Consider the following 14390-nt stretch of genomic DNA (forward strand, 5'->3'; position numbering starts at 1 on the left):
TAGACGCAGCAACCGCGATGTCGGAGAGATTCGATTGCCGGTTTTTATTGAGCCATACCAAAAGCTAAAACACTTTCGGAGAAAAGATGAACCAGGTTTACACCCAAGTAAGTATCGACCAGCGCGGCGTGGCCAACCTGGTACTTAACCGGCCAGAAGTGCATAACGCCTTTGACGACTTGATGATTGCCGAGCTTATTCAGGTACTGGACAGCCTGGCCGCCAATGATCAGGTAAAAGTGCTATTGCTTAGCGCCAATGGCAAAAATTTCTCTGCCGGCGCCGATTTAAACTGGATGCGCTCGATGGCTGAAAAAGACTATCAGCAAAATCTGGACGATGCCAACGAGCTGGCCCTGCTGATGCATAAGCTGGATAAATTTCCCAAGCCCACCGTTGCTATGGTACAAGGCGCCGCCTTTGGCGGCGCTGTCGGTTTAGTGGCGTGTTGCGATATCGCTGTTGCCAGCGACACGGCCAGCTTTTGTTTAAGCGAAGTGAAAATTGGCCTTATTCCAGCCGTAATAAGCCCCTATGTAATGCGCGCGCTGGGTGAACGGCAAAGCCGGCGTTACTTTTTAACCGCCGAGCGCTTTAGTGCCGATACGGCGAAAACCCTGGGGCTGCTGCATGAAGTAACAACCCCCAGCGAGTTAACCGATAAAACTAACGGGTTTATCGACAACCTGTTACAAAACAGCCCGGCTGCGATCAGCGCCGCGAAAACCCTACTGCACAATATTTATAACCGTAAAATCAGCAACAATGTGGTAGCGCATACTACGCAGGCCATTGCTGAAATTCGGGTGTCGGCAGAAGGCCAGGAAGGCCTGAGTGCCTTTCTTGAAAAACGCCGCCCTGGTTGGTTGCCGCATACGTCACAGGATAAATAACTTATGTTTCGCAAAATATTAATCGCTAACCGTGGCGAAATTGCCTGCCGGGTTATCGACACGGCCCACAAACTGGGTATTCGTTGTGTGGCTGTTTATTCAGAAGCCGACGCCAATGCCCGTCATGTGCGAATGGCCGACGAAGCCTACTTATTGGGCCCGGCGCCGAGTAAAGACTCTTACCTGCGCAGCGATAAAATTATTGCCATTGCCAAACAAAGTGGCGCCGAAGCCATTCACCCGGGCTATGGCTTTTTATCCGAAAACGAAGATTTCGCCAAAGCCTGTAGCGACGCCGGTGTAGTATTTATTGGCCCGCCGGTTAGCGCCATTACCGCCATGGGCTCAAAAAGCGCTGCCAAACATATTATGGCCAAAGCTGGCGTGCCACTGGTGCCGGGTTATCACGGTGATGATCAGTCCGATGTGTTACTGGCCGCTGAGTCAGCGAAAATTGGTTATCCGCAGCTACTAAAAGCCGCCTATGGTGGCGGTGGTAAAGGCATGCGGGTGGTCTGGAAAAAAGAGGAATTTGCCGATGCGCTGGCCAGTGCCCGCCGCGAGGCCAAAGCCGGTTTTGGCAACGATAAAATGTTGCTGGAGCGCTATTTAACCAAACCCCGCCACATTGAAATTCAGGTATTTTGTGACAACCACGGCAATGCGGTGTATTTAGCCGAGCGCGACTGCTCGATTCAGCGCCGCCACCAAAAAGTTATTGAAGAAGCGCCGGCACCTAATTTTAGCGCTGAGCAGCGCCAGGCGATGGGCGAAGCAGCAGTAAAAGCGGCCAAAGCTATCGATTATCGTGGTGCTGGTACGGTCGAGTTTTTGTTTGATGAAGACGGTTCATTTTATTTTATGGAAATGAACACCCGGCTGCAGGTGGAGCATCCGGTTACCGAAATGATCACCGGTCAGGATTTAGTTAAATGGCAACTGTTAGTGGCTGCCGGTGAAAAACTGCCGTTAAGCCAAGATGAAGTGCAAATTGATGGCCACGCCATTGAAGTGCGGGTATACGCAGAAGATCCTGATAACGACTTTATGCCGGCGACCGGTAAACTGACCTATTTACGCCAGCCTGAACAGAGCCGTTATGTGCGGGTAGATACCGGTGTGGTGGAAAATGACGAAGTGTCACCCTACTACGACCCAATGATAGCCAAGCTCATTGTCTGGGATGAAAGCCGTGACCGCGCTATCGCCCGTATGCTGCGCGCCTTGGATGACTACCGGATTGCCGGCGTAACCACCAACCTGAGTTTTTTAACCAGCTTAACCGAGCACCCGGCGTTTAAAGCTGCTGAGCTGGATACCAACTTTATTAACCAGCACCAGGCTAGCTTATTTGCCCCGGCCAATAGCGAAAATAACCAGGCGCTGGTGCTGGCAGCATTGTTTATTCTGGAGCAACAAAAAGCCCCCGTAACAGCGCCGTCGACACCCAGCCCCTGGCAATACAGCCATGGCTGGCGTTTAAATGAAACGCCTACTGTACTGCTGACGTTACTGTGCGGCGACAAGGCTGAGCAATTAACCATTCGCGAGCAGCAACAGCACTATGTGGTTGAGCTGCAAGGCCAGCAAATTTGCTGTCTGGCCGAACTGAATAGTGATGAGCTTAGCGCGACCTTGGGCGATCATAAAACCAAGGTGCGGGTTAGCCGCTACCAGGACACCATTAGCGTATTTATTAAACACCATCGCTACGACTTTATTTACCGTACTGAAGTCACCACCGAGCAAGATGGCAGTGAGCATGCCGGTAGCTTAACGGCACCGATGAACGGCACTATAGTGGCGGTGATGACTAAGCCCGGCGCCATGGTTAAAGCCGGTGATACCCTGGTCATTATGGAGGCGATGAAAATGGAGTACAGCATTAAAGCGCCCAAAGATGGCCTGGTAAATGAGGTGTTTTATGCCGCCGGTGACTTGGTAAAAGATGGCGCCGAGCTGGTTGATTTTAGTCCGGAGGAAGCATGAGCTTACCCGCAAGTGTCCGTATCGTCGAAGTAGGCCCGCGTGATGGCCTGCAAAACGAGCACAGCGTTAGCACCGCCGATAAAATTACCTTAATCGACATGCTTAGCGCTGCTGGCCTTAGCTACATTGAAAGCGGCGCCTTTGTCTCCCCCAAGTGGGTGCCACAAATGGCCGACGCCGCCGAGGTATTTGCCGGCATTGCCCGCCAAGCCGGTGTTACTTATGCCGCACTTACCCCCAACCTAAAGGGCTATCAGGCAGCTAAGGCAGCCGGCGCCACTGAGGTGGCGATTTTTGGCGCTGCCTCTGAAGCCTTTAGTCAGAAAAATATTAACTGCTCAATTAGTGAAAGCCTGGAGCGCTTTGCGCCTGTGCTAGAAGCGGCAAAAGCCGATGGCATTAAGGTGCGTGGCTATGTGTCCTGCGTGGTGGGCTGCCCCTATCAGGGCGAGGTTGCACCAACCGAAGTGGCGCTGGTGGCGAAAGCGCTGCTGGAATTGGGCTGTTATGAAATATCACTGGGCGATACTATCGGTGTCGGCACGCCGCAAAAAGTGAATGCGATGCTGGATGCGGTGCTGTCGATGGTGCCGGCAGAAAAGTTAGCGGTGCATTTTCATGATACTTACGGCCAGGCGTTAACTAATATTTACGTGGCGCTAAACCGCGGTGTTGCTGTTGTCGACAGTGCAGTAGCAGGCCTCGGCGGCTGCCCATACGCTGCCGGTGCCTCTGGCAACGTGGCCACTGAAGATGTGGTGTATTTACTGAATGGCCTGGGTATTCGCCACGGAGTAGATTTAACCGCGCTGGCGCAGGCCGGTTGGTTTATTACCGACAAGCTGGGGAAGCAGCCTAGTTCTAAAGTAGGATTGGCACTTAAGGCGAAGTGCACGCAAACTATTAACTAAAATATCGCACAGGGGACAACAAATGGCAGGGTTTAATAAAGTCGTACATAGCTACGAAGACGCCATGGCAGGCCTGCAAGACGGCATGACCGTGATTGCCGGTGGCTTTGGTTTATGCGGTATTCCGGAAGGCTTAATTGCCCAGATTAAAAAAATGGGTACTACCGACTTAACCGTAGTCTCTAACAACTGCGGCGTGGATGGGTTTGGTTTGGGTATTCTGCTGGAAGATCGCCAAATTAAAAAAATGGTCGCCTCGTATGTTGGCGAAAACGCGCTGTTTGAAAAACAGCTGCTTAGCGGCGAGCTGGAAGTAGAACTGACCCCCCAAGGCACCCTGGCGGAAAAAATGCGCGCCGGCGGTGCCGGCATACCGGCATTTTTCACCGCCACCGGCTACGGCACGCCAGTTGCTGAGGGCAAAGAAACCCGCGAAATTAATGGCCGTAACTACGTGCTGGAGCCGGCGATTACCGGCGATTTTGCCATAGTACGCGCCTGGAAAGCCGACCGTTACGGCAACCTGGTATTTCGCCATACCTCAATGAACTTTAACCCCATGGCCGCCACTGCCGGTAAAATCACCGTGGCAGAAGTGGAAGAAATTGTCGAGCCAGGTGAGCTGGAACCCTCGCAAATTCATACCCCGGGTATTTACGTGCAGCGCGTGATCAAAGGCAACTTTGAGAAGCGCATCGAACGTCGTATGGTGCAACAAGGTTAAGGAGGCAACCATGGCTTTATCTCGTGAACAGGTAGCAATGCGCGTGGCGCAAGAGCTGCAAGACGGTTACTACGTTAACCTGGGTATTGGTATTCCTACCCTGGTCGCCAACTACGTGCCAAAAGGCATTGAAGTGATGCTGCAATCAGAAAACGGCCTGCTCGGCATGGGCCCCTACCCGACTGAAGCAGAGCTTGACGCCGATATGATTAACGCCGGCAAAGAAACGGTTACCGCCATTAAGGGCGCGGCCATTTTCAGCTCAGCGGAAAGCTTTGCCATGATCCGTGGCGGCCATGTTGATTTAACCGTACTAGGCGCTTTTGAAGTGGACCAGAACGGTAATATCGCCAGCTGGATGATCCCGGGCAAACTGGTTAAAGGCATGGGCGGCGCTATGGACTTAGTGGCGGGTGCGCAGAACATCGTGGTCACCATGACCCACGCTGACAAATACGGCAACAGCAAACTGTTAGAAAGCTGCAGCCTGCCATTAACTGGTGTCGGTTGCGTGAAGAAAATTGTTACCGATTTAGCAGTACTGGAAGTGCGCAACGGCGCTTTCCATTTATTGGAGCGCGCCCCCGGTATTACTGTTGAAGAAATTCAGCAAAAAACCGCTGGCAAGCTGGTCGTCGACGGCGAGATACCGGAGATGGTGTTTAACTAAGTTGCCGTTTTTCGGCATTTAGCATGAATAAGAGCACGCTGATAACTACGATCAGCGCGCTCTTTTTTTGACCACATTAAAATCAAGTGATAAACTAAAACCATATCACTTGGCAGCGGGGTGGCTAATGACAGCCTTAGTTAAAGAATACACGCCCAGTTTATATACTATACAAAATCTGTGGCAACAGTTGGGTATTGCTGAGCGGGGTCCTAAATTATATCAGGCGCTGCACAATGGCTTTAGTTACAGCGTATTTGATAAGCTGGCTACACTATCAACTCTGGATAAGAAGCAGCTGGCGGCAGTATGTCAGTTAGCGCCTGCCACGCTGGCACGGCGGGCTAAAACGGGTAAGTTCACCCAGGATGAAAGTGACCGGCTGCACCGTTTTACCACTGTGCTGGTGGCCGCCAATGCGTTGTTTAATGACGATATGGCAGCAACGAAGCGCTGGCTTACCGAGCCGGTATATGGCCTGGGTGATAAAGCGCCGCTGGAGATGCTGGCCACCTCAGCTGAAACTCAGGCTGTGCTCGATTTAATTGGTCGCCTGGAACATGGTGTCTTTTCATGACGATACTTTATGCGCATCAAGGTTGGAACCCCATTAGCGCAGGCACAGAGTGTCTGAGGCAAGCCCAAGTTACTGTAACGAGCACGGCGGGTGTTGCAACCGGCAATGCACACCATAACCCTTTCGCAGCATAAGTTCAGTGCAACTCTATCGCTTAGTCCACACTAAATGGGCGTCTCAGGCCTTTGATGGCGAAGGTGCTCGCTTGTACGGTGGTCGCTGGAACAGCAAAGGCCAACGCTGTATTTACACCGCAGGCTCTGAAGCCTTAGCTATTCTGGAAATTCTGGTCCACCTAAATAACCGCGCGGCACTCACTCAGTTCCGGTTGTTTCAACTGAATATAGCTAAGCAGGACTTACTGCGAATAGATTTAAGCAAACTGCCAGACAGCTGGCAGGCACAGCCAGCAACCGCAGACACTGCCCGCATTGGCGATGACTGGCTGGCAAAACAAGCCAGTCTCGCTTTATCAGTACCCAGTGTCCTGGCGCCGCGGGAACACAATATATTGCTAAACCCGCAACATCCCAAATTCAGCCAGTGCCTTAGCAATATTACTGAACTGGATTTTATTCCCGACCTACGCCTAACGCTTTAACCGTGCCAGCAAGCCACCGAAATATCTAGTTGACACCAGCATCACAACTAAATAACATTCCACCTTTATTATGATTTGCTTAATAACCGGAAACATCGCTATGGAAAGCTCGTTAGTTACTATCGATACCTTACAAGAAGGTTCGCCGTCGCTGCATACCTTAGATCCGTCTTTCCTAAGACAACTAATGTTGCACCTGATGATAGAGCAGCAATATACCTTGCTCGCCGACGTAACAGAAGAAGAAATGTCACTTCCTGATCAGGCAGAATGGCTGGAAAAAACAGAACACTGTACTGAGGATGAACTACCCGGCTTGCTCGAGGAGCTTGAACAAAAAGTGCTGGAACACCGCCTGCAATGGCAACCGGTTGGTGGACAGTTTGAAAATGTGGAAGTAGCCACAGATGATAATGACACCGCTGTATTGATGCCTATCAGTTTACCAGAACTACTGTACTTTAAACCTTACGCCCGCCGCATTTTAGTTAAATTAAGCCCAATGACCTGTAAGATCGCCCTGTTTATTAACTACAGTGCTGCGAACTTGCCAACCAAACAGGAATTTATTGAACAGGCGATAGCCCTGCGCGATAAACTGCTGGCCGAAAATGAAACTCAACCCTCTGGCCCGATGAAGTTTATCATGCAATATGAAGTGTTTTTTATTGGCCAGGACGACAGTGCAATGTTGCAGGATGCTGCGAAGCTGACAATAAGATTCAATCCCAAAAGTCAGGTTTTTATCACCTGTGTTTGCATTAACAATGCTAGTCAAACTGCGTTATCTCCTTCACCAATAAAGGCTTATAGTCGTTTATGTCAGGTGAGAAAAATTTTGCAACAACCGGAATTAACGGCGGAGCAAATTAACGAAGCATTTAACTCAAACAAATTCAGCTGGCGCCGGGTAATTATCACAGCGTTTTTGTCTTTTCTACTGCTGGTTATCGGGCGCTGGTTGCTTATCACCAATGAATTTGATGATTTTGTGTTTCTATCGGATATTATGAGCCCCTTCCTGGTGATTGCTGGCACAAATAGCACCATGAAAAACAAGACTAAGTTATACGAACAAACACTGTACAGTTATATTGGTTTTTTTGTCCTGCTATGTACTTTTGTGTTTGGCTTGGGTGGTTCAGCAGATATTGGTACGCTTTTCTATGTGGCAAAAACAGGAATAGTTGGCGGAGGTTTGCTGATGTTCTGGGTTAAAATGGCGACTGCTAATAACTGATAAACAGGGCGCTAAAAAGCGCCCCTTTTATTTTTAATCTTATTTCTTCAAACGCGCCAGTAAGCTGGAGGTATCCCAGCGGCCGCCGCCCAGTTGTTGTACTTCGCTGTAAAACTGATCAACCAAAGCCGTTAATGGCAAATGACTGCCGTTTTTACGGGCTTCGTTTAACGCTATGCCCAAGTCTTTACGCATCCAGTCAACCGCAAAACCAAAATCGTATTTGCCATCGAGCATAGTTTTATAGCGGTTCTGCATTTGCCATGACTGCGCCGCACCTTGTGAAATCACTTCCACTACCGCCGCACCATCTAAGCCGGCATGCTGGGCAAAATTAAGTGCCTCGGCCAGGCCCTGCACTACGCCAGCGATGCAAATCTGATTGACCATTTTTGCCAGCTGGCCAGAGCCGGCCGGGCCCAGCAATTTCGCACAGCGGGCATAACTCATAATGGCCGTTTCAGCTTTGGCAAAAGCGGCTGGCTCGCCGCCGAGCATCACTGTTAACACACCATTTTCAGCACCGGCCTGGCCACCGGATACTGGCGCATCTAAAAAGCCAACACCTTGCGCCAAACAAGCCGTACTCAGCTCGCGGGCTAACTCGGCCGAGGCCGTGGTATGGTCAATCAGCACACTGTCTGGCTGCATCGTTGCCAGTACACCATCAACGCCATATGCTACCGAGCGCACATCATCGTCATTACCTACACATATAAACACCAGGTCCGCCCCCGCCGCAGCTTCGGCCGGTGTGGCCGCGTAACGGCCAGTGTGTTGCTTAGCCCAGGCTTCAGCCTTGCTAAGCGTGCGGTTATACACGCAAACCTGATAGCCTTTTTGCTGCAGATATCCTGCCATCGGATAGCCCATAACGCCCAAACCGATAAAAGCGACTTTACCTTTGCTTTCAATTGACATAAAAATGACTTATAGCTGTGAAATGATAGGCTGTTAGCTTACAAACTTAGCGTCATAAAAGAAAGCAGCTTAAAGCATAATCAGGAAGTAGCATGACCAATATACATCAGTTTAAAGTTAAAAATGGCCAGGGCAAGGAAGTGGATCTGGCGTCCTATCGCGGTAAAGTGGTGTTAATCGTTAATACCGCCAGCCAGTGCGGTTTTACCCCACAGTACCAGCAGTTAGAAGAGTTGTATCAGCAGTACAAAGATCGCGATTTTGTGGTTCTGGCCTTTCCCTGTAACCAGTTTGGCGGTCAGGAGCCTGGTGATAATCAGGACATTCAGCAGTTTTGTCAGCTAAACTATGGGTTAAGCTTTGAGGTAATGGCCAAACTTAATGTTAATGGCGTAAAAGCGGCACCGCTGTTTGAGCATTTAAAAGACAGCGCCCGGGGCTTACTGAAAACCCGGGCGATTAAATGGAACTTTACTAAGTTTCTGATCAATAAGCAGGGCGAAGTGGTTAAACGCTACGCCCCCCGCACTAAACCCGGCAGCATCGCCCAGGCGATAGAAGAACTGCTGTAACTTTGATCTGGCGCTAATTATGACAAGTTCAACTGATTTACACTTACCACACAATAGCGGGCCAGAAAGTACGAGGTTACCGATGAAAGTTGCTGTGTTTAGTGCAAAAAAATATGATCAGGATGGCTTTGGGCAGTGGGCTGATCCCAGTCTGCAATTTAGCTATTTTGACAGCCGCTTAAATTCACTTAATGTCAAACTGGCACAGGGTTGTCATGCTATTTGTGCCTTTGTAAACGATGATTTATCGGCAGAGGTATTACAGCAAATGTCGGTGATGGGCATCGAAATGGTCGCCTTGCGCTGTGCCGGCTTTAACAATGTGGATTTGGACACAGCCAAAGCCTTAGGCATCCGGATTGCGCGGGTACCGGCCTACTCACCGGAAGCCGTGGCCGAGCATACCGTAGCCATGATGCTAACCTTAAACCGTAAGCTGCATAAAGCCTTTAACCGGGTACGGGATGATAACTTTGCCATCGACGGCTTACTGGGCTTTAATATGCACGGCAAAACGGTCGGCTTAATTGGTACCGGCCGGATTGGCCAGGCCACCGCCCGCATTTTAAAAGGCTTTGGCTGTAAGCTACTGTGTTATGACGTTGAGCCAGCAGAGGAACTGGCAGGCCACTATGTCAGCCTGAACGAGATTTATGCCCAAAGCGATATTATCAGCCTGCACTGCCCACTTAACCCGGCCACCAAACACCTGATTAATACCGACTCGTTGGCGAAAATGCGCGATGGCGTGATGCTGATCAATACCAGCCGCGGTGGTTTAGTCAATACCAAGACGGTGATTGAAGGCTTAAAAAGCCGCAAAATTGGTTATCTGGGGCTGGATGTGTACGAACAGGAAGCCGATATCTTTTTCGAGAATTTATCCGAGCAGGTGATAGACGATGAAGTATTTAAACGGCTGCTAACCTTTCCCAATGTGCTGATCACCAGCCATCAGGCATTTTTCACCAAAGAAGCGCTCCAGCAAATCAGTAGTATTACCAGTGACAACCTAATGGCATTTGCCGGCGGTAACACCACCGGCAACGAATTAGTACCCTAACTACTAAATTAGTGCAGCAAGCGCGGCGCTCAGGCGTCGTCGCTCATTTCATCAATTAAGGTTTCCGCCAGTTCATCCGGTGTTACTACAACACCCGGGCCATCGGCATCAGGCAGTACCGCAATGGCCAGCTCGTCGCCATTTAAGCCTGAGGTCCATTTATCCAGCCAGGTGGCAACATCAATAGACTTGGCGGTGCAATGTTGCCATTCACCTTCAATCCATTGCTCGGCCAGCTCAGCATGTGGCCATACCGGAATGCAGCGATCATCTTCGGCGCTAACCAGCACAAAGCCTTCTTCGTCGGTTAATATCCAGATTTCTTCTAAATCAGCTACCGCCTGAACAAAGTAATCATAACGCTGCTCGGCATCCAGTGCCAAAATCCGGCCCAGCTCTTCGGTTGATAATTGGTATTCCATAATAGTGTCCTGTCAGAAAATATTGGCTAATGATGACGGATCTGACCCTATAAAGCCAATAAAAAGAAGCGACCTAACGCCACTTTGCCAAACGACTATCTGCAATTTTATATATGGGCAGGTCTCGTTTTTTGTCTGAGGCTAAAGGTAAAAGCGATCATTGCAACAGAAGCATTAAAACAGCTTACTAGCTAAATATAACAGCAGCGCATAACGGGCCCCTTTGCCCAGGGTAACCAACAGTAAGAACAGCCCAAAACGTACCCGCAGGGTACCGGCTACCAGAGTTAACGGATCACCCACTATCGGCAACCAGGCCAGTAACAAACTCCAGCTGCCGTAGCGGTTAAACTGCAGCTCCGCTTTGGCTAACTGCTCAGGGCTTACCGGAAACCAGCGTTTATGCTGAAAACGCAGTAACTCTTTGCCCAGATACCAGTTAACGCAAGAACCCAGGGTATTGCCGCTGGTAGCGGCCAGCCATAAGCCCAAAACAGCATAACCTTGCTGCTGCAAGGCTATTAACAACAGCTCTGACGATGCAGGTAATAGGGTTGCGGCAATAAAGCCGGTCGCAAACAATGAAAAATAGCCAAACAACATTTACCGTCGTTACCCTGAACACTAAAAAGCAGGCACTGTAGCAGATTATCGGGCTGAGTTAATAATGCGGTAGTTTAAATATCAGCTAATGAAAATCGCGCGACTTGCTGACAAAGGCGGTTAATTCGCTGCTTAAATCAGTCAGCCGGCCGGCGATCACATGGGTTACCTCGCCTTCGCGCTCTAAAATACCGTCTACCTGCAATATTTGCGCGGTTAAAAACGCCTGCTGCTGGGCCTGGGCGGTAGCCAGCCAGACCACCACATTAGCGGTACCGGTTTCATCTTCCAGTGAGATAAAAGTGACCCCGGCGGCAGTACCCGGCCGTTGCCGTAAAGTCACCAGGCCGCTAATCCGCACCGGGCTTTTATGCCGCACAGCGCTAAGGCCAGCTACAGTAGTACTGCGCGGTAATTTGCCGGCCAGGCGCAGCAGTGCCAGCGGGTGCTGCTGTAAACTAAGGCCGGTGGCGGCATAGTCTTCCAGTACCTCATCCATCTCGGAGGGGGCTGGCAAGAGCGCAGATTGATAGTGAGCGGGCTGTTCAGCCACCGCAGCGACCGTGCTTACGTCTTCAGTCTGCTGATTAGAAAATAATGGCAAGCTCTGCTGCTTATCCAGCAACTGCCAGCGACTGTTGTACCTGTCACCACTGATGGCCGCTAAGGCATTGGCACTTGCCAGCGCCTGTAAGTCACAGCTGTTAAGGCCTGCCTGGCGTAACTGCTGCAGCTCTTTATAACCGGCCAGCGGCCGGTGTTGTAACAACAACGCAGCGCCGGCGGCGCTTAAGCCTTTTACCTGGCGTAACCCCAGCCGGATAGCATAAGGCTGAGGCTGAGGCTGTAAAGTATAATCCCACTGCGAGCCATTAACGCACACCGGCAACACCACAACCTGATGCCTTTTCGCATCCTGTAACAGCTGCGATGGGCTGTAAAACCCCATAGGTAAGCTGTTGAGTAACGCCGTATAAAAGGCCGCCGGATAATAATGCTTTAACCAGGCCGATACATACGCCAGCACAGCAAAGCTGGCCGAGTGCGATTCAGGAAAGCCGTACTCGCCAAAACCACAAATTTGCTGGTAAATCCGCTCGGCAAATTCCAGCTGATAGCCGCGGCTTTGCATGCCGTTAATCAGCTTGTCTTTAAATTGCAGCAGCTCGCCGGTTTTCTGCCAGCTGGCCATGGCCCGGCGCAACTGATCAGCCTCGCCGCCACTAAAGCCCGCCGCCACCATCGCCAGCGCAATCACCTGCTCCTGAAATATCGGCACGCCCAGGGTGCGGCTTAGCACCTGCTCCACTGCCGCTGACGGATAGCTTACCGGCTCAAGGCCGTTGCGCCGCTTTAAATAAGGGTGCACCATATCGCCCTGAATAGGCCCGGGCCGCACTATGGCAATTTGCACCACTAAATCGTAATAACAGGCCGGCTTTAAGCGCGGTAACATGCTCATTTGCGCCCGCGATTCAATCTGAAACAGGCCAACGGTATCGGCTTTTTGGATCAGCTGATACACCGCCTGATCATCCCCCAGCGCATTAATGCCTGCAATACTAAGCGACCGCTGATAATGCTGCTGCACCAGCTTAAAACACTTACGAATAGCAGTCAGCATACCCAGTGCCAGTACATCCACTTTTAGCAATTGCAGCGTTTCTAAATCATCCTTATCCCATTGGATCACGGTTCTGTCCGCCATGGCGGCGTTCTCCACCGGCACCAGCTCGTACAAGGGCCCTTCAGAGATAACAAAGCCGCCCACATGCTGCGATAAATGCCGTGGAAAACCGCGCAACTCGTCTACTAATTGTACCAGCTGGCGGCTGGTCTGGCTGTTACTGTCCAGCCCCAGTGTTCCCAGTTGCTGCTGCCAGCTGCTGGCCGGGTTACGCCGCTGAATATTTTTAATCAGAAAATCCAGCTGGCTCACCGGTAAGCCCAGTGCTTTACCAACATCGCGCAGCGCACTTTTAAAGCGATAGCTAATAACAGTAGCAACCAGCGCCGCCCGCTCGCGGCCGTATTTCTGATACAGATACTGGATCACTTCTTCGCGCCGCTCATGTTCAAAATCAACATCGATATCCGGCGGCTCCTGCCGCTCTTTTGATAAAAACCGTTCAAACAACACCTGTATTTGCCGTGGATCGACTGCGGTAATTTGCAGGCAGTAGCACACCACCGAATTAGCCGCGGAGCCACGGCCCTGATATAAAATGTGGCGCTGCTGGGCAAACTGCACCAGATCGTAAATGGTCAGAAAAAAATACTCGTATTTTAACTCGCTAATCAGTGCCAGCTCTTTATCTATCAGCGCCTGCACCCGGGGCGGCACGCCATCGGCAAAGCGTATTTTACTGCCCTGCGCCACTAGCTGTCGCAAGTAACTGCTGGCACTTTGGCCTGCAGGCACCAGCTCGGCCGGATACTGGTATTTCAGCTCACTAAGGTTAAAATTGCAGCGCGCGGCAATGGCAGAGCTTTCATTAAGCCAACTCTGTGGAAACAATTTCGCCAGTTTCGGCAAGGGCCTAAGCGCCCGTTCAGCATTACTGAGTAACTCACGGCCAAGCTCACGCAGCGGCTTGCCGGCGCGGATAGCACTAACGCAGTGTTGCAATGCCAGCCGCTCGGGCCGGTGCATTAATACCGCGCCACAGCTTACCTGCGTTAACTGATATTGGCCGGCTAATTGCTGGCAATAATCGATAAAGTGTTGTTCGTTATGACTTAACTGCCGACGCATCGCCAGCCATAGCCGCCCGGCGTGATATTTTTGCAGCCATTGTGCCCAGTACTGATCACTCTCCTGATCGCCACTGGGCAGCCATAACATAAAGCAGTGGCTCACCGACATTAAATCCCACTCAGTGAGCTGATAGTCGCCTTTACTACTCCGCCGCCGCGCATTAGTAATCACCCGCCCCAACTCGCTGTAAGCGGCTTTAGTTGGGCATAACAGCACCAGTTGCAGTTTATCCAGCATAAAGACACTGCCAACAATTAGCTGAAGTGGCAGTTGCTGCTCGTTAACCGCCCGGTAAGCCCGCACTACTCCCGCTACCGAACACTCATCCGTAATAGCCAGTGCCTGATATCCCAGCGCGGCGGCCTGGGTCACCAGCTCCTGCGGACTCGAGGCCCCTTGCAGAAAACTAAAATAGCTTTGGCAAAACAGTTCAGCGTAATCCATAG

Annotated in this window: 14 protein-coding genes; 10 read left to right on the forward strand and 4 right to left on the reverse strand. The window is 50.9% G+C overall.

The genetic code is table 11. The annotated features are described in order from the left end of the window. Positions 1–86 precede the first annotated feature (86 nt). The 8 genes from WG68_RS11260 (at position 87) to WG68_RS11295 (ending at position 7605) form a co-directional block, all read left to right on the forward strand. Positions 87–893, forward strand: coding sequence for an enoyl-CoA hydratase-related protein (locus tag WG68_RS11260; RefSeq protein ID WP_046557790.1), 807 nt, complete (start codon positions 87–89; stop codon positions 891–893). A gap of 3 nt (positions 894–896) precedes the next feature. Further along, entirely contained in the window at positions 897–2882 is a 1986-nt protein-coding gene (locus WG68_RS11265; RefSeq protein ID WP_046557791.1) for an acetyl/propionyl/methylcrotonyl-CoA carboxylase subunit alpha, read from the forward strand. Then, entirely contained in the window at positions 2879–3793 is a 915-nt protein-coding gene (locus WG68_RS11270; RefSeq protein ID WP_046557792.1) for a hydroxymethylglutaryl-CoA lyase, read from the forward strand. The genes WG68_RS11265 and WG68_RS11270 overlap by 4 nt, the downstream gene beginning before the upstream one ends. Before the next feature lie 22 nt (positions 3794–3815). Beyond that, positions 3816–4517, forward strand: coding sequence for a CoA transferase subunit A (locus tag WG68_RS11275; RefSeq protein WP_046557793.1), 702 nt, complete (start codon positions 3816–3818; stop codon positions 4515–4517). Between the two features lie 10 nt (positions 4518–4527). Then, complete coding sequence (locus WG68_RS11280; RefSeq protein ID WP_046557794.1) at positions 4528–5187, forward strand: CoA transferase subunit B; 660 nt, start codon at positions 4528–4530, stop codon at positions 5185–5187. Between the two features lie 127 nt (positions 5188–5314). After that, entirely contained in the window at positions 5315–5764 is a 450-nt protein-coding gene (gene parS / locus WG68_RS11285) for a type II RES/Xre toxin-antitoxin system antitoxin (RefSeq protein WP_046557795.1), read from the forward strand. A 139-nt stretch (positions 5765–5903) separates the two neighbouring features. After that, complete coding sequence (locus WG68_RS11290) at positions 5904–6365, forward strand: RES family NAD+ phosphorylase (protein ID WP_200897578.1); 462 nt, start codon at positions 5904–5906, stop codon at positions 6363–6365. Between the two features lie 100 nt (positions 6366–6465). Then, positions 6466–7605, forward strand: a complete 1140-nt coding sequence (locus WG68_RS11295; protein WP_046557797.1) for a hypothetical protein — start codon at positions 6466–6468, stop codon at positions 7603–7605. A 39-nt stretch (positions 7606–7644) separates the two neighbouring features. Here the strand turns inward: WG68_RS11295 and WG68_RS11300 are convergent, their stop codons facing one another. Further along, on the reverse strand, positions 7645–8526 hold the full coding sequence (locus WG68_RS11300; protein WP_046557798.1) for an NAD(P)-dependent oxidoreductase: 882 nt from the start codon (positions 8524–8526) through the stop codon (positions 7645–7647). A 92-nt stretch (positions 8527–8618) separates the two neighbouring features. On the opposite strand from WG68_RS11300, the gene WG68_RS11305 reads away from it, so the two are divergent. Together WG68_RS11305 and WG68_RS11310 are read left to right on the forward strand one after the other, a co-directional pair. Beyond that, a complete protein-coding gene (locus tag WG68_RS11305; RefSeq protein WP_046557799.1) occupies positions 8619–9098 on the forward strand; it encodes a glutathione peroxidase in 480 nt (159 codons plus the stop codon). 82 nt (positions 9099–9180) lie between these two features. Beyond that, a complete protein-coding gene (locus WG68_RS11310) occupies positions 9181–10161 on the forward strand; it encodes a 2-hydroxyacid dehydrogenase (RefSeq protein WP_046557800.1) in 981 nt (326 codons plus the stop codon). A 29-nt stretch (positions 10162–10190) separates the two neighbouring features. On the opposite strand, the gene WG68_RS11315 is transcribed toward WG68_RS11310, so the two are convergent. From WG68_RS11315 to WG68_RS11325, 3 genes are all read right to left on the reverse strand, one after another. Next, entirely contained in the window at positions 10191–10583 is a 393-nt protein-coding gene (locus tag WG68_RS11315; RefSeq protein ID WP_046557801.1) for a DUF2750 domain-containing protein, read from the reverse strand. A gap of 174 nt (positions 10584–10757) precedes the next feature. After that, positions 10758–11186, reverse strand: coding sequence for a YqaA family protein (locus tag WG68_RS11320; RefSeq protein ID WP_046557802.1), 429 nt, complete (start codon positions 11184–11186; stop codon positions 10758–10760). 85 nt (positions 11187–11271) lie between these two features. After that, positions 11272–14388, reverse strand: a complete 3117-nt coding sequence (locus WG68_RS11325; protein WP_046557803.1) for an error-prone DNA polymerase — start codon at positions 14386–14388, stop codon at positions 11272–11274. Positions 14389–14390: the final 2 nt, after the last annotated feature.

The organism is Arsukibacterium ikkense (assembly GCF_000987775.1).
GTDB classification, from domain to species: Bacteria; Pseudomonadota; Gammaproteobacteria; order Enterobacterales; family Alteromonadaceae; genus Alishewanella; species Alishewanella ikkense.

What these genes read in the sequence shown, in the direction of transcription:
- WG68_RS11280 (WP_046557794.1), top strand. Translation starts at nt 4,528, where the DNA reads ATGGCTTTATCTCGTGAACAGGTAGCAATGCGCGTGGCGCAAGAGCTG.
- WG68_RS11310 (WP_046557800.1), top strand. Translation starts at nt 9,181, where the DNA reads ATGAAAGTTGCTGTGTTTAGTGCAAAAAAATATGATCAGGATGGCTTT.
- WG68_RS11325 (WP_046557803.1), bottom strand. Translation starts at nt 14,388, where the DNA reads ATGGATTACGCTGAACTGTTTTGCCAAAGCTATTTTAGTTTTCTGCAA.
- WG68_RS11270 (WP_046557792.1), top strand. Translation starts at nt 2,879, where the DNA reads ATGAGCTTACCCGCAAGTGTCCGTATCGTCGAAGTAGGCCCGCGTGAT.
- WG68_RS11300 (WP_046557798.1), bottom strand. Translation starts at nt 8,526, where the DNA reads ATGTCAATTGAAAGCAAAGGTAAAGTCGCTTTTATCGGTTTGGGCGTT.
- WG68_RS11305 (WP_046557799.1), top strand. Translation starts at nt 8,619, where the DNA reads ATGACCAATATACATCAGTTTAAAGTTAAAAATGGCCAGGGCAAGGAA.
- WG68_RS11265 (WP_046557791.1), top strand. Translation starts at nt 897, where the DNA reads ATGTTTCGCAAAATATTAATCGCTAACCGTGGCGAAATTGCCTGCCGG.
- WG68_RS11320 (WP_046557802.1), bottom strand. Translation starts at nt 11,186, where the DNA reads ATGTTGTTTGGCTATTTTTCATTGTTTGCGACCGGCTTTATTGCCGCA.
- WG68_RS11295 (WP_046557797.1), top strand. Translation starts at nt 6,466, where the DNA reads ATGGAAAGCTCGTTAGTTACTATCGATACCTTACAAGAAGGTTCGCCG.
- parS (WP_046557795.1), top strand. Translation starts at nt 5,315, where the DNA reads ATGACAGCCTTAGTTAAAGAATACACGCCCAGTTTATATACTATACAA.
- WG68_RS11260 (WP_046557790.1), top strand. Translation starts at nt 87, where the DNA reads ATGAACCAGGTTTACACCCAAGTAAGTATCGACCAGCGCGGCGTGGCC.
- WG68_RS11275 (WP_046557793.1), top strand. Translation starts at nt 3,816, where the DNA reads ATGGCAGGGTTTAATAAAGTCGTACATAGCTACGAAGACGCCATGGCA.
- WG68_RS11315 (WP_046557801.1), bottom strand. Translation starts at nt 10,583, where the DNA reads ATGGAATACCAATTATCAACCGAAGAGCTGGGCCGGATTTTGGCACTG.